This window comes from Staphylococcus sp. TE8 (assembly GCF_000692055.1).
In the GTDB taxonomy this organism is placed as follows: Bacteria; Bacillota; Bacilli; order Staphylococcales; family Staphylococcaceae; genus Staphylococcus; species Staphylococcus capitis.
In genome coordinates, this window is record NZ_JMGB01000001.1 from 877128 (window position 1) to 899850 (window position 22723).

8 protein-coding genes and 1 other RNA gene (1 of these 9 running past the window's edge) are annotated in these 22723 nt (G+C 32.9%); all 9 read right to left on the reverse strand.

Features of this window, described 5'->3' with window-relative positions:
* On the reverse strand, positions 1 to 13887 hold the 5' portion of the coding sequence (ebh, locus tag CM54_RS04160) for a hyperosmolarity resistance protein Ebh (protein ID WP_037549151.1). 15528 nt of this gene lie to the left of the window's left edge; the window shows 13887 of its 29415 coding nt (coding positions 1-13887); it begins with the start codon at positions 13885 to 13887; its stop codon lies off the left edge, out of view.
* 375 nt (positions 13888 to 14262) lie between these two features.
* Positions 14263 to 15141, reverse strand: a complete 879-nt coding sequence (locus CM54_RS04165; RefSeq protein WP_037549154.1) for a 5'-3' exonuclease — start codon at positions 15139 to 15141, stop codon at positions 14263 to 14265.
* Positions 15142 to 15161: 20 nt separating this feature from the next.
* Entirely contained in the window at positions 15162 to 18602 is a 3441-nt protein-coding gene (locus tag CM54_RS04170; protein WP_037549156.1) for a dynamin family protein, read from the reverse strand.
* A 210-nt stretch (positions 18603 to 18812) separates the two neighbouring features.
* A complete protein-coding gene (locus tag CM54_RS04175) occupies positions 18813 to 19451 on the reverse strand; it encodes an SDR family oxidoreductase (protein ID WP_002453265.1) in 639 nt (212 codons plus the stop codon).
* A gap of 157 nt (positions 19452 to 19608) precedes the next feature.
* A complete protein-coding gene (locus tag CM54_RS04180; protein ID WP_037549159.1) occupies positions 19609 to 20745 on the reverse strand; it encodes a THUMP domain-containing class I SAM-dependent RNA methyltransferase in 1137 nt (378 codons plus the stop codon).
* A gap of 190 nt (positions 20746 to 20935) precedes the next feature.
* An RNA gene (rnpB, locus tag CM54_RS12325) (RNase P RNA component class B) lies at positions 20936 to 21319 on the reverse strand.
* Positions 21320 to 21372: 53 nt separating this feature from the next.
* Positions 21373 to 21711, reverse strand: a complete 339-nt coding sequence (gpsB, locus tag CM54_RS04185; RefSeq protein WP_023350258.1) for a cell division regulator GpsB — start codon at positions 21709 to 21711, stop codon at positions 21373 to 21375.
* A 12-nt stretch (positions 21712 to 21723) separates the two neighbouring features.
* Positions 21724 to 22290, reverse strand: coding sequence for a DUF1273 domain-containing protein (locus CM54_RS04190; RefSeq protein ID WP_037549160.1), 567 nt, complete (start codon positions 22288 to 22290; stop codon positions 21724 to 21726).
* 11 nt (positions 22291 to 22301) lie between these two features.
* Complete coding sequence (locus tag CM54_RS04195) at positions 22302 to 22634, reverse strand: DUF1798 family protein (RefSeq protein WP_023350256.1); 333 nt, start codon at positions 22632 to 22634, stop codon at positions 22302 to 22304.
* Between the last annotated feature and the right edge of the window lie 89 nt (positions 22635 to 22723).

Here is a 22723-nt window from a genome sequence, read left to right on the forward strand (position 1 = left end):
TTCTGATTTCTTAGTATTAATATTATTTATTGCTTGTATAACAGTATTGTTATTTAATATTGGATCAGAAGTTTTATCAATGATAGTTTGTCCCTCAGTAATAGCGTTGTTATAGGCAGTTTTCTGAGGTTGATCTTCATTAATATAGTTACTTGTTGATTGAACTTGACTTTGATCATTAACTAATGATTTTAAAGAGCCCATTGAACTATCTAAAGTTTTAGCATCATCAAGTTGTGTTTGAACTTCTGTGCGAGTGTTTTTGTTATTGATTAATGCTTTTTCAGCTGATTTTTGTGCTGGTGTTAAGTGAGTTAAATTATCTATTTCAGTGTCTGCATTATGTTGTGCTTCTTGTAATTTTTGTTGACCATGTAAATTATTTTGAGCTGTAGTCACAGCTTGAGCTTTTTCATTTACAGTGTTTACGCTCATAACAGGATTGCTTGATGCATTTATTAATGTCTGAGCATTTGTTACAGCTTGGTTATATGCTTCTTTAGGTTCATTATCTTCGTTGATATAATTACTACTTGCTTTAATATGATTAACATTATTTACGCTCTCGCGTAACGATTTCATAGCATTATTCAAGTTAGCGTAGTCTTGTAATTGGCTAGTAATATTTGATCTAGTAGTAGCATGCTCAACATTCTCTTTAGCTTTAGCACGTTGTGCATCATTCAAATATGTTAAACCATCAATTGCATTCTTAGCATTAGTTTTAGCTTCAGCTAGTTTATTATTACCGTTCAAATCATTTTTAGTTGAGTTAACTTTTTCAGTAATTTTACTTATCTCACTAGGGTTTAGTTGAGCATTAATTTTATTGGATTCATTAATGATTTGTTTAGCTTGATTAACTGCACTATTATAAGCGTCTTGTTTATCTTTATCCGCATTTATATAGTTGCCTTGTTGAATTTCACTATCGTTGTCTGCGACACTTTGTTTTAATCCAGTCATTGCTGTATTAACGGCATTTGCATTGCCTTTAATTTGATTAACTGATGTTATGTTATCTGAATGATTAATTTGATCAGTTAAAGCTTGGCGTTGAGCATTATTCAAATCATGTAAATCACTTAGATGATTAATAGCTTGTTCTTTAGCTTCAGCTAATCTTTGTTGACCGTCTAACGCGTCTTTAGTTTGTTGTACCATTTGAGCTTTTTGATTTACTACATCACTACTCATTGTTGGGTTATGAGTTTGATTTAAAATCTCATTAGCTGAATTAACAGCGTCATCATAAGCTAGACGTTTATCATTTGATGCATCGATATAATTTTCAGTTTGTTTAACATTTTGATAATTAGAAATGCTGTCAGCTAAAGTTTTCATAGCTTGATTTAATATGTCAGCGTTATTTTGAATAGCTTTTAAGTCACGATAATTACCAGCGCTATTAATTTGTTGAATAAAGTCCTCTTTTTGTGGTGAGTTAAGATTTCCTTCACCATTGATATGTGTAATAAATGGCTGTCTATCTAAAACTAATTGGGATCTTGCGTTATCTAAAGCCTGTTGAATTTTACTTGTCTCACGTGCGGCTGCTCTAATCTCTGCTACTGTAGGGCTTCCGCTTAATATACCTTTATCTTTATTTAATTCTTGTTTAGCGGCTTCTAATTTTTCATTATAGTTTTGTAAAGATTGTGTAGTCATGCCCTCTGTATCAGTTTGCTGAGTGATGCTATTTTCAAGTGCTTGCTTAGCTATTTCGAGTGGATCTTTGTCAGGTATTAAAGAATCGCGAGCGTGATTTAGATTCTTAATGACTTGATTAGCATCTGCCACTGCTTGGTTGACTTGTTCTACTGTTAGAGTATCTGGGTGTCTTGTTAATTTATTGATTTTTGTTTTTTCACTAAGTGCTTCACTCAACGAATCATTAAAATCTTCAACTGAGTCGGATGTCATACCGTCAGTGTTAGTACCTGCGTCAATTGCTGTTTGAATATTTTTCATAGCTGTTTTTAAAGGTTGTATATCAACTTTGAGCGCTTGTTTAGCTTGAGTTAATTCATTATTAATTCGCTCTGCGGTCGCTTTATTAGTATTAATAGCTTCAACATTAGGGTTGTTAGCAAGTACGTTATTAATAGTATTGATTTCATCTTTAGCCGCTTGCAGTTTTTGATTGTAGACTTGAACAGACTGCTTTGTCATACCCACAGTACTAGGGGCAGAATCGATATTGTTTTGTAATTGTTGTTTTGCTGATTCTAGAGGTTCTTTATTAACAGTTAAACCATTTATCGCTGATGATAAATTATCAAGTTTTTGGTTTACTTTTTCTATTTCTGTTGAAATCTCTTGATCAGTAGCATTACCATTATTAATTAAAGCTTGAGCTAAATTTGACTCAGTTTGAGCTTCTTGTTTGGCATGTTGATAAGCATTTACAGACTGTTGCGTCATACCTTCCGTATGAATAATTTCATTTATTTTATCTTCAAGTTGAGTTCTCGCTACTTTCAGTGCTTCATTATTTGCTAAAGGTTGAAGTTTATTAATCGCTTCAGTTAATTGTTGGTTAACTTGATTTACTTCTTGTAAAGCTTGATCCACTTCATTTACAGTGCGAATAGCCTTTTGAATTACTGTATTTGCATTATTTTTAGCAGCAGTAATTTGAGATTGTAATGCTTGCATCGCTTTATTATAAGATTCAATACTATTTGGTTTTTTATTGTTAGTATCACCTGTTCTATTCAATCCATTCAATGCATTTTGTAATTTACTTGTATCAGCAGTTAAATGTTGCTTAGCATCATTAAGTGCTTGCAATGCTTGATTAACTTTAGATTTTTCATCCGCAATTTGTTGAGCAGTAGCATCGCCATTATCAATTATTGAGTTTGCTAGGTTGATGGCACTTTGTGCATCAGCTTTTTTAGCATTGTAATTTGTAATTGTTTGAGGAGTCATACCATGTGTTGGATCAGGTTGATTTAAAGCTGCTTGTAATTGATTTTTAGCAGTAACTAATTCGTTATTGTTAGCCTTGTTTTCTAATAAATGAATTGCACTGTCTAACTTGGGTTGAACAGCTTTAATGTTGTTTAATGCGTTATTAACTTGCGAAACGGTTGGGTTACTGTTATCTAAAATTTGTTTAGCTTCATTTTGAGCTGCATTAATCTGATTTTGAATCTTAGCTTTAGCGTCTTGATACTTTTTAATGCTTGCAGGCGTTTTACCCTCAGTACTAACTTGTTCAGTTAATGTATTGTAAGCGGTTTGAAGTTCTGACTTATCAGCTCTCAAATCATTTTTAGCACTATTCAATGCTTGTAAAGCTTGTTCAACTTTATCCTTTTCAGCTGAAATTTGTTGAGCAGTAGCATCACCGTTAGTAATTACTTGCTCAGCTGTTTGAAGTTCAGCTTGTGCCGCTTGTTTTTTGGCATTGTAATTTTGAACAGATTGTTGAGTCATTCCAGTAGTTGAAGGAGTTGAATCAAGAGCTTGTTGTAATCGTTGTTTAGCGTTAACTAGTTCGCTATTGTCTGCTTTTTGATGTAATAAGTTGACTGCTTTAGTAACTTCAGGTTGAATAGCTTGGATTTTTCTAAGAGCTTCCTTGACAGTATTAACTGTAGGGTTATCATTCTGAAGTACTGAATTAGCTTCACTTTTAGCATTGTTTATTTGTGAATTAATTTGTGCTATCGCTTTATTATATTCTTTAATACTAGCTGGTGTTTTATCAGAAGTATTAACAGGTTTTGTTAATTCATTATAAGCAGCTTGTAATTGAGATTTATCAGCTCTCAAATCATTTTTGGCTTTATTTAAAGCTGTAGTAGCCTCTTCAACTTTTGTTTTTTCATTAGAAATTTCACTGGCTGATGCATCGCCGTTTGCAATTACTTGATCAGCTTTTTGAAGTTCAGTTTGTGCCGCTTGTTTTTTGGCATTGTAATTAGCTATTGACTGCTCAGTCATACCTTCTGTTGAAGGGACTTGGTTTATAGCGTTTTCTAGTAGTTGTTTTGCATTTACAAGTGCAGAATTATTTTCTTTAGGTTGCAATAAAGCTTCAGCTTGATTTACTTTTGTTTGGACTGCATTAACCTTATTAAGTGCATTTCTAACTTGTTCAACTGAAGGATTATTATTATTAATTACACTATTTGCCTCAGCTTTAGCACTGTCTAGTTCATTTTTAAAGCTATTTAATTCTCGTTCATATCTTTCAACTGACGATGGTTTTTTATCTGTTAAGTTAACTGATTGATTTAAATGATTATAAGCATTTTCTAATTGAGTTTTATCTGCTCTTAAATTATTTTTAGCTTCTGTATACTCTCTTTCGGCTTGGTTAACTCTATTTTTAGCTTCAGTAATTTGTTGAGCAGTAGCATCCCCATTATTAATAACATTAGTGGCATTTTGAATCGCTTGTTCAGCTGCTTGATGTTTATTAATGAAGTTTTGAGTACTTTGTGCTGTCATACCATCAGTTGATACAGTTGTTTGTAATGTTCGTTGTAGTTGATTTTTAGCAGAAACTAATTCACTATTATCTGCTTTATTTTCTAGCAAGTTATTGGCACTAGTTATTTTAGGTTGAACAGCTTTAATTTTATTTAAAGCATCATTAACTTGCGAAACTGTTGGGTTACTGCTATCTAATACTTGTTTTGCCTCATTTTTAGCAGAATCAATTTGTGATCGAATTTTAGCAATAGCATCATTGTATTTATGAATACTAGCTGGTGTTTTACCCTCTGTGCTAATATGTTCAGTTAATTTGTTGTAAGCAGTTTGCAATTGAGATTTATCGGCTCTTAAACCATCTTTTGCATTATTTAAAGCTTGTAACGCTTGATCGACTTTAGTTTTTTCTGCAGCAATTTGTTGAGCACTAGCATTACCATCATCTATTACATGTTGAGCATTATTGAGTTCTGAACGAGCTGCTGCTTGTTTAGCGTTATAAATGTCTACAGTTTGTTGAGTCATTCCTGTAGTTGAAGGAACTTGATTTACGGCATTTTGTAATTGCTGTTTAGCTTGAACTAATGCAGTATTGTTTTCTTTATTTTGTAATAAAGCTTTTGCTTCATTAACTTTAGTTTGCATTTCTCTAACTTTACTTAATGCGTTTCTTACATCTGCTACGCTTGGGTTACTAGCTTTGAGAACATTATCTGCCTGTGCTTTTACATTATTATATTCATTTTTAAACTGATTAAATTTATTATTATAAGCTTCTATTGAAGCAGGTTTTTTATTATTAGTATCTGCCGGTTGAATTAATTGATTATAAGCGCTTTGTAATTCTTCTTTATTAGCTCTCAAACCACTTTTAGCGTCGTTTAGAGCTTGTAAAGCCTGCTCGACTTTAGTTTTTTCTGCAGTAATTTGTTGAGCAGTAGCATCGCCATTATTAATTACATTCTGAGCTTCTTGTATTTCGTTTTGAGCAGCTTGTTGTTTTGCTCTATATACATTAATACTTTCTTGAGTCATTCCTGTAGTAGAAGGAACTTGATTTACGGCATTTTGCAATTGTTGTTTAGCATTTACAAGTGCAGAATTATTCTCTTTATTTTGTAATAAAGCTTCAGCTTGATTAACTTTTGTTTGAACAGCATTAACTTTATCCAAAGCGTTTTTAACTTGTGAGACTGTAGGATTGTTATTGTTAAGTACACCACTAGCTTCAGATTTTGCAGCGTTTAATTCATTTTTAAAACCTTCTAAGGCTTGTTTATATCTTGTAACAGAAGACGGTGTTTTATCTGTTAAGTTTACTTGTTGATTTAAGTGATTATAAGCTGTTTCTAATTGAGTTTTATCTGCTCTTAAATTATTTTTAGCTTCTGTATACTCTCTTTCGGCTTGGTCAACTCTATTTTTAGCTTCAGTAATTTGTTGTGCAGTTGCATCCCCATTATTAATTACATTAGCAGCATTTTGGATCGCTTGTTCAGCTGCTTGACGTTTAGCATTATAATTTTGAGCACTTTGTTGAGTCATTCCATTCGTAGAGGCAGCTGGTTGTAAAACTTGTTGTAAATGATCTTGAGCTCTTACTAATTGACTATTATCAGCTCTATTTTGTAGTAAACTTTTAGCTTCATTAATCTTTGCTTGTGCTGCTTTAACTTGGCTCAAAGCGTTATTTACTTGTTGAGGTGTTGCAAATTCTGTATTAATAACTTTATCAGCTTCATTTTTAGCTTGATTAATTTGAGCTTGAGCTCGAGCCATAGCTTGGTCAAAGTTTCTAATACTAGCCGGTGTTTTATTTTCTTTACTGATAGTATCATCTAAGTGATTACGAGCATTAATTAATTCAGTTTTATTAACTTTTGTTCTAATAGTTTCTGTGATCTCTTGCGTACTACCATCATTATAGTTAATGGTTACAGGTATTTGAGTTGTACTTCCTCCTGCAAGGTGAGTGGGAAGTGTTGCACCCCTTTTAATTACTGCATTACGTTTATTGGCTACTTGAACAGCATTATTCACATCCTCATTACTTACATTTTGACCTTGTTCTTTAATGATTTCATTAATAACTACGGTGTGAAGTGGAGGTGCAGCTACTGTGTTAGTACTGCTGCTCTCAGTGTTTCCGCTTCCTGCTCTAGAGATAATTGTTACTTGTGATTCAGGTTTAATGCTATTAGCATTGAAAATAATTATTCCGTTGCTTTGATTGAAGGAAACATAGCTAGGTTTGTTAGTAATTGACCAAGTGCCATTATTATTATGAGTAACTGTAAATGATTTAGATAACTCATGGCTATTTTCTAATTTTTCTGTATAAGTAACTTCTACTTTAGCAGTTGAATTATTAGAATGAGCTCTATTATCTGGTGTTATTTCAAATGTACCGTTTTCCCATACTTTAGCACTTGCTTGCTCTGGCTGAGGAGCTTTTACAGTGAATAACCCGCTCTCTGCTATTGGACTAATAGTTTCCCCAGATCCTTCAGTAGCTAATGCTTGAAGTGTGTCTCCTGTCGCGATAGCAGGTCTATTTATTAATATTGAACTACCATTATCGCTAGCCAATACTCCTCTTACATTTGGCTCACCATTTTGAACAATCCATCGACCTTCATTATTTTTAATAAATGTTGTTAGTTTGTGGCCGTTTTTATTAATTACAATCTTATCTGCAATCGATTGAGTGTGAGAAGTTGTGCCTTCAATTGGTACTTCTCTCACTGCACCTGGAGTTATGGTAACTTCTCCTGAATTAGATTCAGTGATAATTGCATTGTTAGGCTGAGCACTCGTTACTATGAATGTACCAGGTTGTGATTCTTGCCAAGGGTAACCATTAGCATCTAATACATCGTAAGTACCTGTCTTTACAAACGTTTGACTAGTATAAGCTAAACTTTGCCATTGTGAAGTATTTGAACCTGTAGTTTTAGGGTTCCAGTAATATAAAAAGCCGTTTGTAGGTAAGTCGTCTCCATTTTCTAAATGTACATATTTTTTAACCCAAGTACCTCCAGGGAAGGTTTGGCCGATTTGAATTTTATATACTGAATTAGCAAAGTCAAATTTATACACCCATACTTTTACTGGTACTTCTACTGGTGTGTCAATACCTGGATAATGAATTAAAGCAGTTAAGTTTTGTATACCTGCAACATTTTTGTCTGGTTGGCGATTATCCTTCCAAGATGTTGTTGCTCCATATCTATTATTACCTTCAAAAGTTATATAGTTGTTTACATCAGTTCCTCGACTTAAATCAATGCCAAATTTATCTCTATTTGGTGTAACAGCAGATACTGTTGGATAAACCATTACTGGAATATTAACTGTTCGTGTACCTTGATGATTAGGTAAAGTGACATTTATAACTTTTTCTGATTCTCCGATAGTATTTTTCCAAGTGTCAGGACTGTCGACCCAAGAGAACTGTGAACCTGATGGAGCATTACTTATAAAGTTATTAAAGTTATTAAAATTGAAATTAGAACCTTTTACAAATTTAATACCACCATTTTTAGCATGCATACCTTCTGTAACATTAACAGGATTACTAGCATCAGAGGTAACAGTAATATTCTCAGTCACATTATTTACACCATTACTAGTGACTTTTGCGTAAGTTAAATTATTTTCAGTAATTGAGACTTTTGCTGTTATATTACCTGTAGGTAATATGCCTTGAATAGTTACAGTAGCCACACCATTAGAATCTACTGTTTGCGTTGTATTTTGAATAATTGAACCATTAGATTGGTATAGAGATACATTAGCATTATTTGGTACGTTTCTAACTAAAATTTGCTGATGAGTTAATCCGCCTCTATAAATAACGCTATTACTATCTATGACTGGTTTGTTAGGTTTAACTTCGTAAAGTACATTCACATTTTCTCTTTCGCCATTAGGATAAATGACTGTTGCAACTCGAGTAAATGCCCCAGGAGTTCTTGAACTTGGTGTTCCTAGGTTGTCTCCCCATTCAAAGTTCATACCTTGTGTCCATGAATGATTGAATGGTTGCACATATGAACCAGCATAATCAGCATTATCTGGACGAAAAACAAATTGTCCATTTATTGTTGTTTCAAAAATCCTTTTAGGTTGAGATTTGACTATTTTATAGGAAGTACTTTTACGTATTGGCGTAGATTCTCCGTCAAATAAAATATCTGCTTCTAAATTTTGTTCGACGCCAATTTGATTACTATTAATATTTGGACCTCTATTATTAACCCAAGTTACTCTAGCTTCTATAGGACTACCATTTTTTAGTTTAAAGAAGTCTTTAGGGTTAGCACCTTTTCCTTCAGGGAAATTTTGGCCCTGTACAGTGTATCTAGGTTCTGAAAATATTTCCGGTATGATTTGTTTAACTAATACATTTATTTGAGAAGTCGTATTATCTGCATAAGTAATTGTAACTGTAACACTTGAATTATTATTTGTATTTGTGACGTTACTGACTTCTTTAGAACGAATTTCATTTTTTGGAGCTGTGACATAAGTTCTATTAGGTTCATTGTTAGTAATTGTTAATGAATTAATTACAGTATTCTTTTCAGTTTGAGTTAAAGTGGTACCATTTCGTATACTACTAATTCTAATAGGGTTCTGAATTGTTGAACTACTAGTAACATGATATTTATCTTTTAAAGGTTTAATAAGCACATTAAATGATTGTTCTGTCTGATTATTACTTTTATCAGTGGCAATAACTTTTACTGCCTTAGTAGTTTGACTCGTTACATTAGGAGCTGTGCCTGTTATTTCTGTATTGCTGTTATTTTTTGACACTGCGATATCGCTAGTTTGCGGAATTGAGACTGATTGTACTCCATAATTATCTGTTACAGTCATATTATTTCTAAATGTTTCACCAGAAAAAACGACGTGGTTATTATAATTACCAAAGCTTATTACAGGTTTGACGTTATCACTTGGCACGAAATAAACATCTATTACATTATTAGTGACCTCCATGAGATTAGCAGAGTCATCTGTTGAATCTGTAATGTTATCAATATATTGTTTAGCTCCATATGGCGTTAGGACAAGTTGAGCTTTGTATATAACACCCATAACTCCATTGTTAGACCCATTAGCTTTAATAACTTTGTCGACATTGAATGCTTGAGCACCATTAGCAGCAGGTACTTCCCCACTTGAAACTTGAGAGTTTCTTTCATTATAAATGCGATTAGAGTGACTTACTTCAGCATTTTCAATTCCAGTACTAGCCTGAACTAAATCTAATACCTGTATTACTTGCCCATCTTTAGTGTAAAAACGTAAGTTATCTAAAGTATTGAGTTTAGTTGAGAAACCAGTGGTTTTATATTTAGGTGTCCCTCCAGCAATTGCTAAAGCCTTATCGTCACCTGATATGTCGTTTCTCAATGAAGGTATGCTTGTGCGAGCAGTTAATAAAGGCAATATTTGATTTAAAGTAATTGATGATCCTTTAGTTACATCGTATCTATAAATAATCGATTTATGATCTGGAGACCATGATAAACCTCCATCTGTATCACGGTGAGCTATTTTATCATTCGACCATGAGATAGTATAATCATCTCGAATATTTGTCCAACGTAAAAAGTTCATATCACCTGGATGTGATGTAAAAGTTTTATTATATTTATCTTTTCGAACTACAACATTTACAGTACTTGCACCACCACTAGTTGGGTTATTTACAGTAATATCACTAAGTTGGATGTCTAATCTTCGATTGGCTTCAACAAAAGCTTGTTTAACCTTGTTAACCTCTTCATCACTTAGTGTTGATGGATTTAATCGATAAACTCGTAAATTACCAGATGGCGCTATAACATCCACAGCTTTAACACGCAATGTAAGTGTTGTTGCATTTTGATTATATGCATTGACCGCTGTAATACTATAACTATGCGTTTCATTTCCAAAGTGAGATATCTGATCGCCTGTTGGTAATGTGTCATTAGGGTACATAACTGTAAATGTCGTATTTGTTGGAATATCTTGACCATTACTCAATGAGAAGTACTTTCTTAAATCTCGTCCTATTTCATATCTTGAGCCTTTAGGTACGAATATTGTTGCAATTTTAGGGTCAGTGACATCTGTATCAGCATATATGTCTTTACGAATTGGATCATATGTGTAGATGTTACCAGCATTCACTGTCCCTTGAGACCCATCTTTATAATTCACAAGAATGTTACCGTTATCTTGAGGAACTAAAGCATTTGAGCTTGCTAAGTAAGTCGATTTGTTAGTATTTAGTCTTTGTACTTTATCTTTACCTTGATTTTTTTCTTGTGTAGTAAAATTAGTAGGATTTACTACAAGAATTCTATTACCAGCAGACAAAGGAGTAAGTGGATAGTCAGTCGCTAAGCTCCCAACATTTACATTGATAGTTTTAGTTTGTTGGTTATTATCATTATCAGTAGCTGTTAATCTAAGAGAAATAACACTATTTAGAGCTTGACTACGACTGATAGTACCTGAAACTGTTAAAGTACCAGTTTCGTTATTAGAATTTTTAACAAAGGTCTGAGTCCATCCAGATGGTAATCCTTCTACACGTACTTGATTAAGTCCAGAACCTCCGTGATTTTCAGTTACAGGTATAGAGAATGAGACATGATTATCTCTATAATATTTTGCGTTTAATCCTACAGGTTCTCCAAATGTCGGAGGCGTGCTATCACTTGATAAAGTAATGATATTACTAAAGTTAGATTGAACATTCTCGTTAAAATAAGTGATAGCTTTTAATTCAGCAGCTCTTGGAAGACCTTGTATATAATCGCTAGCTGTAAAAGTAACCGTTCCAGTAGGCGTAGCATCTGCACTTGCTATCACTGTATAGTTCTCAGGTTTAGTATAAGGATCTGAGAAAGGATCAGTTGAACCGTTTTGTCCTCCAACAACAAGTAAAACTTTAGCATTAGTTTCGTGTGGCACATTTGTAACTATAATTTCTGGTTTTTGACCTGCTTTGCCTCTAAGTTGCATTTCAGTTGTTTCAATTATTGGAGGATTAGGTTTAGCACGTACTTCGAATTGTTCTTCTCTATCTCCTAATCTTACTGTAATAAAATAATCTCCAGGTGCTAATGTACCAACTAAAGAGAAGTTTTTCTCGTTGGCGTTATTAGTTTGACCTTTAGATTCTTCTAATCTCAATGTATTTGGGTAGCCATATACCGACCAAGTATTATCTCTAATAGGTTCATTACTCGTTAGTTGAACACGTATATCTTGTTGTTTAGGCGAATTATTATGCATATCTCCAGCCATAATTTCATATACTGGATGACCAGCTTTTTTAGATTCTGAATAACTTTCAATACTTTGTCCTTCATTGTTATGCCAATAAGAAATCTTTTGTTTAAGAGCTGGTTTAACATACAAATTTACTGGAACTAGAGTTTCTGGGTTATGGTGACGATCTCGCGCGTTAAATCCAATCATTAGCTTAATTGGATTTCCTGTGCGAGCAGCTTCCTCCAGATTATTCTTTGAGAATGTACTCTCGATTTCAACTGGATTTAATTCATCTGCACCGAAAATGCGGACTTGGTCGTAAGCATCATTATATCGCATAAAGCCAAAGATAGATCTACTTATATGTTTTACATAACTTAAAGGATCGTCGGCATAATCAATAGTATGATCTCCATCAGAGTCCAATATAGCTCGATCGGTATTTTTACCTATAGATGGATCATATACATACTTAGTATTACCTAAATGCATAGTACGATTTTTAACTTCTACGAAAGATTGAATACGATTTTGATATTCTTTCATCGGTTCAACATATAATTGGTTGTAATTAAATAATTGTCTAAATTCTAGTGCACGACCACCTGCTGCATAATAAAGACGTTCTGTTGGAAGACCACTAGTTTTAAAGGAAATTCTATAACTTACATCTCCTTTACCAATAAAGCTATATATTGAATCTAAACCTTGTCCTAGTTCAGGTCTCTCACCATTTAAAAAAGCAAAGTTTTCGTCACCATAATAACGCGCTGTAGATGATGCACCATTTCGATTGAAATAAGAATTACGATCATATTCGTTGCTACCTCGAGCAAAATCCCAAAAGTTATTTATTTGAACGGTAGGCGTATTATAAAATGGATAACCATGAGCGGAACCATGTCTAAAATATCTAGCTACAGCGGGATCAATGCCTTCAGCAGTTTGCCAAAATTTAGGTAAAGGTGCGCCTGAACCTGAGCCCACACCACCATATGCTGAGCTTGTTCCATTTTTGTTTATGATAGAAAATGTCACTTGACCTACCGGTGTTTGATCACGTGGGATTCCAAACCAATAAATCATATTCTCATGATTTGAGTGTCCTTTGTTAAATAATATATCCCACTCGTAACCATCTTTAACCCTTTTAGTAGTTATATAAGCGATACCTTTTACATCTGATGCATGTAATGTGTTATAGGGTGTTGATGGTAATTGATAAGGAGCCCCTTTATTAGAAGCGTGTAAAAATGTTCCTATTGGATATCCGGAACCATCATCATCACTTGATACATAATATTCAGTCCATGCATCTAAATAAGCTGAATTAGATTTACTACTAGCCCGATCTTTATTAACGCTTCTAGTAGAACGGTTGTTTTTATTTATTTTAGTTGTACGCATTGGCAGCGTACGAGCTAATTCAATCGCTTGTTCTAATTGTTGGTACATCAAATCAAGCTGTTTTGATTCAGAATTTTCACTATTACCAAGAAAATCATTAATTTTGTCAAAAGTAGCTTTAACTTTATTATATTCAATTGTATTAGCTTTATCAGTATCTATCATTCTGTAATCATGGTATGACGCATCATATAAAGCTTGTAGTCTAGTCTTATCTAAAGGCGGTTGAACAAGTTTTGGTTTGTTAGTATCTTCAACTTTTTTATTATTTGAATCTTCTTTAGTAGATTGTTTATTGATAATTGATTTTTCTTTTAAATTATCTTTTTGTTTTTCTTTATCATCTGTTAAAGATTTTACAGCGTGTGTTTTTATCTTAAGACTGTTTTTATCATTAGGATAGTTAGATGGTGAGTTCTTAGTATTTTCTCCCGTGCTCTCTTTAATTTCATCACTATTACTATTAGATGTTTGTACATTTGATAAAAGTTCAGTCTCGTTTTCAGGTACTGTATAGACATCATTTTTATTTTGGTCAATTTTAGAGTTAGTTTGTTGTTTTGCAGTGGAGTCTTCTTCATCTTCATTTAGTGCAGTTTTTTTAACTATTGTAGCAGGTTGATCTGATTCATTTGCTTGAGCTTGACCTGTATTAAAACCTATAAATACCAGGGTTGCGATTACAGTCGAAAATGTTCCAATGGCATATTTTCTGATACTAAATTTCTGTAATTTATCTCGATTATTCAAAGCTATTGTTCACTCCTATTCTAGATGTTATGTCTTTGTTGTTTGATGTGATTTAATATATCGTGTGCTTAAAATTGACCATAATGACGATATTTAAAATGAAAAGAATACCATTCAAAATGAGTTTAATAAAATTTAGAGCTAATGTCGTTTTATCAAAATCATAATTTGAATGCGGCATGCTCACTTATCTATCACAATAGAGTTTCGAACAATATTTTATTTGTTCTAAACAATAATATCACTTTATATAAAGAAAGTGAAATTAATTCACAATATTTATATAAAATAAATTTTATGTTGCGTAGATGATGGGTATAAAATAAACCAAATGGCTTTACGAATTAATTTCGATAAGTCCATTTGGTTTAATGGTTAAAAGTTGCTTGCTAGATATTTTCCTGAAACATACAACTCATGTTCGTTACAAATTGAAAGTATTTCATTTAGTTCATGTGCGTATGCCATTTCATTAAAGATCTGTTCTGATTCAAGTGGCACTTGAGTGTGAATTTCAGCTAATGATTTTGATAAATGTAAATTGTTAATGTTATCGTTAATTTTCTTTTGCTGCGCTGGTGTCAATGTAGATATATTTCGGATTACGTTTTCAACGCTATGATGATTTTGAATTAATTTGATAGCTGTTTTCTCGCCGATACCTTTTACTCCAGGATAACCATCTGCCGTATCTCCCATAAATGCTTTAACATCTATTAATTGTTTGGGTTCTAATCCGTATTCATCTTTAAATCGATCTAGAGTATAGCGATTATAAATAGTAAATCCTTTTTTAGTAAGCCAAACTTCTACATTCTCGTTTATACATTGGAGAATATCTCTATCTCCTGTAATGATAAAAACTTCATTGTTATCAGAATAAGTTTGAGCGAGGCTCCCAATCACATCATCAGCTTCATAATTAGTTACACCAATATTTACAAATCCAAATTGTTGTGAGATTTCTTTAACGTAATCAAATTGTGGTATAAGTTCTGCTGGTGGTTCTGGCCGATTTTGTTTATACCCTTCAAACATTTCGTTACGAAATGTTTGTTGCCCCATATCCCAACATACTGCAACATGTGTAGGATTAATTTCTTTAATTGCACTGAAGATATGTCTTACAAAGCCTTGAACGCCATTTGTAGGAATACCTTTAGAGTTATACATAAATTGATTGTGTAGACTCGTTGCATAAAAATGTCTAAATAGTAGAGCCATTCCGTCCACGAGTAATACTCTATTTGTCATGATAGCGTCCTTCTTTCTTCTTAAATGATTTCATCAAGTTGTTTAGATTTAGTTTCCAGCTGTTGGATGAGCGTATCATCTAATTTGAATGATAGTAATTCATCAATTTGTTCTTGAATTTGTTGCTCTAGTTGTTTGAATTGCGTCTCAGCTTGACGTGACATCTGCTGCACATAGTCGTTCAGTTCTTGTTTTAATTCACTCAAACCATCTTGTAACAATTCTAATGTTACATTTGCAATTTGTTCTTGGATATCACGTTGTGAATTAGGATTTAGTATTTTACGTTTTGTTAATTGCTTCGGTAAGGCTGCAATCATATCATTTAAATCTATTTTTAAAAATGGTGTTTCCTTTACATCAGGTTCTACATCAAATTGAGCTTTAACTAGTACGTGTATGTGATTTAACTTCTTGATAATTGGTGCAATTTGCTCTTCTAATTGTGAATTAAAATACTTTTTGATTCTTTCAGTAATTAATGATTGTTCTAAATATAATCGTTGATGAATTTGATCAAGATAAGTTTTAGTAGAAATCTTTTTCTCTTCATTAAAATCACTATTTTGAGTCATTTGACTGTTATAAACTGATTTCACTTCGTCTAATAATTGAAGATTGAGTCTATTGTTTAAATGATAGATTTGTTCATCAACTTCGTTATTAGTATGTTGCGATGTAGTATTGATCAATTGGCTATTAAGTCTATCTTGGTCTTTAATGTTTAATAATTTTTCTTGTCTAGCTTGTATTTGTTCCTTATTATTATGGAACTCTTCAATCATTTCTTTATAGGAATCATTCATTTGTTGAATTTGATGAACCATCTGTTGTTCTAAAATGGTTTTAGATTCGACATCAGCAAATCGCTGAATGCTATCGTGCAATTGATCTATACCTTGATCGCCCTCTTTTAAGCTTTTACGACTTGAAACGCTGAATATCTCAGAATGAAGGTTAACTTGTCCAAGTGCATCTGCAACATAATCACGCACTGCGTTGAGGTCGTCTTCGTTTTCAGCTAAATCTACTGCATTAATAACCATCTTGAATGCTTGATTCTCATTTAATTGATTCATCGCTTTCATGTGCTCGATAAACGCTTTATCGTTATCCGTGAATGAATGGTTAAAATAACTTACGTATAAGATTAAATCTGAAGAAGTAAGAATCTGCTCAGTTTCATTAGTGTGTCGTTGATTATTAGAGTGAAGACCTAATGAATCGACGATAATTTTACCTTTTAACCATTCAAGTGGAAGGTTGAGATGCACGGTCTTAACGAATGTAGCGTATTCATCTTCTGCGCTCCATTTTTTAACGTCTTCTTGAGAGACGGTATGGACTTCTCCCTCGTTTAACATGTCTAGATACATATCATAATGTTTCTCAATGGCATCAATAAATGCGAGTTGATTCTTTTCAAGTTGTGTCTTAAGTTTCTTCAAATCACTGTTAATAAATGATTCTAATGAATCATATGACGCATTGTAATATTCAAGAACGTTGTTGACCTCATCTAATAATTGCTCAGATGATTTTAAGGTAATTTGGCTTTCTTCGCCGTATGATAATTCAGTTGTCGCTGCTGTTGTAGGATTTGGTGAACTTACTAAATATTGACCGCCTAATAAAGCATTGATTAAACTACTTTTTCCTGCACTGAAAGTTCCGAATACACCAATTTTAGTGATTTGATTATTGAGGCGATGCATTGTGTCTTTGATGTCCTTTTTCGTACGATCAAATAGAGGGACATCTTCGACTACTTGAAGTGCATTCTGAATATCAACTTGATTTGCTGTTTCTACTTCATCTTGGTTGACCTGTTCATGTTTGTGGTGGTAAGCCGTTGAATTTTCCTCTTTAAGTTCGAAATTTGCTTCAGTTCTTCCGATTAATTTATCCAGTGAATCATCTAAATGGATGTAATAATGTTGATAATTATGAGTAGTTAACGATTCTCTTAAATTTTTCAACTCAATGAATTTTTCATATTCCTGTTTATCCTCATTATCTTCTGTTGTTAACTCGCTTGCTTGAGCGTGATTCACAGCATCTTTGAAGATAGGGTTTGATTCATGTTCAATATGTTTATTTAAAGCTTTCACTACTTCATCTGAGAATGTAAGAACATACGTATTGCTAATACTTGTCTGAGGTTGATATAAATCAGAAATTAATGATGGCTTTATAAGGTAATCTTGGTTTAGGATTTGATTATTAACTTCACTGTCATTTATAAAGCGTGTTAAGAATGACATGTCTTCTCGAAGTGGCTGACGTATTTGTTGGTTCACTTTATCTTGTAACGCGTCAGTAGCTTGATTCAGTCGTTGTTCCTGTTCTTCTTCTTTTTTCTTTTTCTTATTGAAAAGCCCGCCTACTTTAAAGTCTTCAGATTTACTTTCAAGATAAGATCTTAACTGTTCTCGCATATCATGTGTCATGATATAAGCGTTATCTAAAATATCTTTACGTTTCTGCTTTAAATAATTGAGTAATTTATCAGAGTCGTTTAATAGTTGAGCTTCTTCGCTTACTTCTTGATTTTGTTGAAACTTCATGTAAGCTTGCTCAAAGTCTTCCTCTTCGATATCAAGTGTATCGAGGATGTCTTGGATTTCATTTTGGATATAAGCAAGTTGTGCTTCAGTAATAAAATCGATAGTACGATTCACGTAATCTTCGACAGATTCTCGGTGATTATCCATTTGAACGAGGTAATCAGATAATTCATTAATTTGGTTCTCTGGATGCTCAAATTTAGATACATAATAAGTATCTGTTAATTCAATATCCCAATCTTTAATTGATTTCTCTACGCGTGATTTAAATGTATCAAATGATATTTCGTCCTCATTATGTTTATCGATTTGATTAATGACAAACACGATAGGAATACCTACTTCATTAATACGTCGCATGAATTTAAAGTTTAATGCAGATTGTACGTGATTATAATCTACAGTATAGAAGAGAATGTTGCTCGTATACATAAATTGTTCAGTACTAGACTGGTGTGTGGCAACATTTGAGTCTACGCCAGGTGTATCTTGTAGTGTGAAACCGTTGTTGAATTTATTTGATGGGAAGTTAATTTCTACTGATTCAACATCCACATTTTGACGATTCATTTGTTTCACATCATCATAAGTTTTTAATTTAGTGTATTGTTGGTGAGGTAAATTCGCGATGATTCCTGGTTCTTCAGCGACTGACACGACTGCAGTATTACTTGTTGTAGGTACTGGTGAGCTAGGTAAAATATTTTGTTCAAGTAATAGATTAATTAACGTTGATTTCCCAGCTGAAAAGTTACCTACGAAAGAAGCGGTAAATTGATTGAGATATACTTTTTTTATAACTTGGTTAATAGTGTTAACTAAGGCATAGTTGTTCGATTTCTCAACTTCCTTTTTCAACTTATATAAAATATCTAATTGTTCAGTGTTATCCATGTGTTTTGAATCCCCTTTAGCTCCCTCGATATGTAATAGAGGTTTTTACTCTGATTATTATCAAAAGTGTAAGAAATTTATGTATATCAACTTCAAAAAAATTAAAAAAATTAGGTTAGTCTAGAAGACAAACCCTAATTTTCAAAAGTTATGATATTTTAAATTTTATCACATAGACAAAGTAAAACCTATGTTAAAATGGCATATTTATTAATCAAACCATGCAGGTTTATCGCCTTCTGTTCCAGGTTTATTAACACCAATATTTTCTTTAGAATGTAGCTCTGGATTTTTAGCGATTTGAACAGCTAATGAAGCAACACTTTTACGTGAAACTTCTGTACCTTTGAATGTCTCATCTTTAGTAGTAACTTCAAAAACATTTTCATTTTTATCAGTTAACCAACCTGGACGGATGATAGTATAATCTAAATTTGAATTTTCAATAATGTCAGATGCTTTGCGATATAGATTTAATTTATCTCCAAATTGTTCTTTATTCCATTCGTTAAATTGTTCAGGTAATTCATTATAGATACCAGGTGCTGCCACAAATATTAAACGTTTAACATTCTTATTAGCCATAGCTTCAACAATTGTCTTAGCTTGTCTATCAAGTGATCCAGATAAACTTGCAAAGACTACATCAACTTCATCTAATGCTTTCTCAAGATCTTCTAAGTTTTTTGCATCGCCTTCATATACTGTTACACGGTTAGAAGCATAGTCAGGGATACGGTGCGCATTTCTTAAGAATAAATCTACATTAAAACTAGAGTTTTCAAGGAAAATTTTAGTTGCTTCGATAGACACTCTACCGTTAGCTCCGATGATTAATACTGTTTTCATATTTATAATCCCCTTTCTAAACATCTTCAATATTTTATTTTTTAGTATTTTTAAAATTAAAACACTCCTATTCAACTGTACTATAGTCGAGATAAGAGTGCGAATGAATTGAATATTTAGGTTGCTACTATTACACGGAAATAATAAAAAGTAAACCTTAATTTTTAAAATCGGGTTTTTTACCCCAATATTGATAATACGTACATTCGATATAACCATTGAATAATTTACGACGTTTAGTTGCTTTACGGTTAACTAAATACTCAAATTCCTTATTACTAGTTAAAATATATGTTGATAAATAAGGATGTTGCTTCATTAGTGAACCAATATAGCGATACATTTCTTCTACTTCTTCGCGATCACCTATACGTTCACCATATGGCGGATTTCCTACTAATGCTACTGGTCCTTCTGAATCAATAGTTAAAGTATTAACGTCTTTAACATTAAATTGAATAATATCGCCCAGTCCAACTTCTTCAGCATTACGTTTAGCAATTTCTACCATTTCAGGGTCAATATCAGATGCGTAAACTTCAATTTCTTTATCATAATCTGCCATTCTATCTGCTTCATCACGCAATTCATCATAAATATTTGGAGGCATGATATTCCATTCTTCAGATACGAAATCTCTATTAAATCCAGGGGCAATGTTTTGTGCAATTAAACATGCTTCAATCGCAATCGTACCAGAACCACAGAATGGATCAATTAGTGGAGAATCACCTTTCCAATTTGCTAAACGAATTAAACTAGCAGCTAATGTTTCCTTGATTGGTGCTTCCCCTTGTGCTAGACGATAACCACGTTTGTTTAATCCTGAACCTGATGTATCAATAGTTAATAAAACATTATCTTTGTGTATTGCAACTTCTACAGGATATTTGGCACCAGTCTCATTTAACCAACCTTTTTCATCGTATGCCTTTTTAAGTCTCTCGACGATGGCTTTTTTAGTAATTGCTTGGCAATCAGGTACACTGTGCAATGTAGATTTTACGCTTCGACCTTGAACGGGGAAATTACCTTCTTTATCAATAATTGTTTCCCAAGGTAGAGCTTTCGTTTGTTCGAATAAATCATCAAATGTTTTAGCATCAAAGCGCCCCATTACTATCTTAATGCGGTCAGCTGTACGTAACCATAAGTTGCATTTAACGATGGCTGCTTCATCACCTTCAAAGAAGATGCGCCCATTTTCAACCTGTGTTTCATAACCAAGTTCTTGTATTTCTTTAGCCACGACTGCTTCCAGTCCCATTGGACAGACTGCTAATAATTGAAACATTTCATTGCTCCTTTATTTGTATTGTGTTTATTTTATCAAATTCATCATCTTTTTTTAATATAAGGATAAACTCATTTTTATTTTTTGAAAATGATTAAACAAATAGCTTTCATGAGAGCATTTGCGCCCATAAATATAAACAATAAAAAAGCTCTCCATATATAAGGGAGAGCTAAACTAGTCGTAATATTTCTGTAAGCCATGTTCTGTACCGTTGTACTCATCACGTGTACTAGTTACACTGGTACGTCGGTGGTAACCATCTGTCTACATACTTTCACGCTCGTGTGAAAGTCGTCTCGTTTATACGTTGAATTCCGCTAAACAAGTGCTCCTACCAAATTTGGATTGCTCACTCGAGGGGTTTACCGCGTTCCACCTTTTATATTTCTATAAAAGCTACGTCACTGTGGCACTTTCAAACTATTCTAACCATATCATGTGACTTAGGTTATTTCGTTGCCGTCAAATTAATGCCTTGATTTATTGTTTCATCAAGCACGAACACTACAATCATCTCAGACTGTGTGAGCATGGACTTTCCTCTATATTGCTATAGCGATTACCCGAAATATCACTTTTGCGATTATAACACAATTTCATGTGAATAAGTAACAAAAATTTTTATTACTTACCGAAAACTGCTTTTTCTAAATTAGAAATACGTTTTAAAATATCTACATTGTTTGATGAGTTGTTGCCATTATTAGAAGAAAAGTTTTTATTTTCCTGTGGTCTTGTTGTAGCAACGCGAAGTCTTAACTCTTCAAGTTCTTTTTTTAATTTATTATTTTCTTCTGATAGCTTAACAACTTCATTATTCATGTCCGCCATTTTTTGATAATCTGTAATAATATCGTCTAAAAAAGCGTCTACTTCTTCTCTTCTATAGCCACGAGCCATAGTTTTTTCGAAATCTTTCTCATAAATATCTTTTGCTGATAATTTTAATGAAACATCTGACATCTTTTATCCACCTCATTCGAAACTTTGATCTTGAGACCACTGCAAGTCGTTGATGAAGTCAGTGAGTTCATCAAACGTCACAATATCACAAGTATAGTTTGTTTTATCCATAAATTCAACTAACATAGTCTTGAAGAATTTAGGGCTTGCCTCTTGTTCTTCATCATAAATTAGAATGGTATATTCGGTATGATCTAGCATGAATTGATCTGCTTGTTTAAACTGAAAAGGCCCTTGATAATCAGTATGATGAATACTCTCCGTAAAATCTGCTTGTTGAGCGATTGAAGCGTATTTAGCTTGGTTCTGTTCATTCCAACGTTGCGTATGACCTAAGAAAGGTGTTATAATCCCTAACTTTAATTCTGGATAATCTTTCTTTAAGTCTAAAACAACCTCAGCTGTCCATAACTCAATACCCATTTGACCTTGAATCAGCACCCATTCTAGACCTTCATCTAATAATTGTTCTAATTTATGAGATATAAACTTCTTTAAATATGAAACTTCTGGTGCATCATCTTTGAATATATTTAATTCAAAAGATTTGTATCCAGTAACATATACAGTTTTAACCATATTCTCCCTCATTAAACATGATACGTTAAAATATTTTTTAAATCATACTGTACGCTTTTTATTTTTTCTGTGAAAAGCTTTCTACTCGTACGTTTAAAATGACATTCTACAGATAGCGATTGAATGTTTGATATAAGTAAATTAAATTTTAATGGTGTCATATACGGCGTATTAATGATTTGATGATAATAATTGTTTAATTCATTAAGTTTTGAATCAATCGAATGTGCATAAGGTTTTACTACCTTATAAAAGTCATAATCAACTTCTGAAGATTTTACTCTTTCAAAACGATGATTCATTTCATCAATATCCGAGATAAGTTGTTCTATTAGTTTTCGCATTAGGATGCCTCCTACAAAGTTAATTTAACACAATAAGAAAGCTTAAGTCATGCAAAGTATCATTCTTTCATTGATTAGACATGATTGGA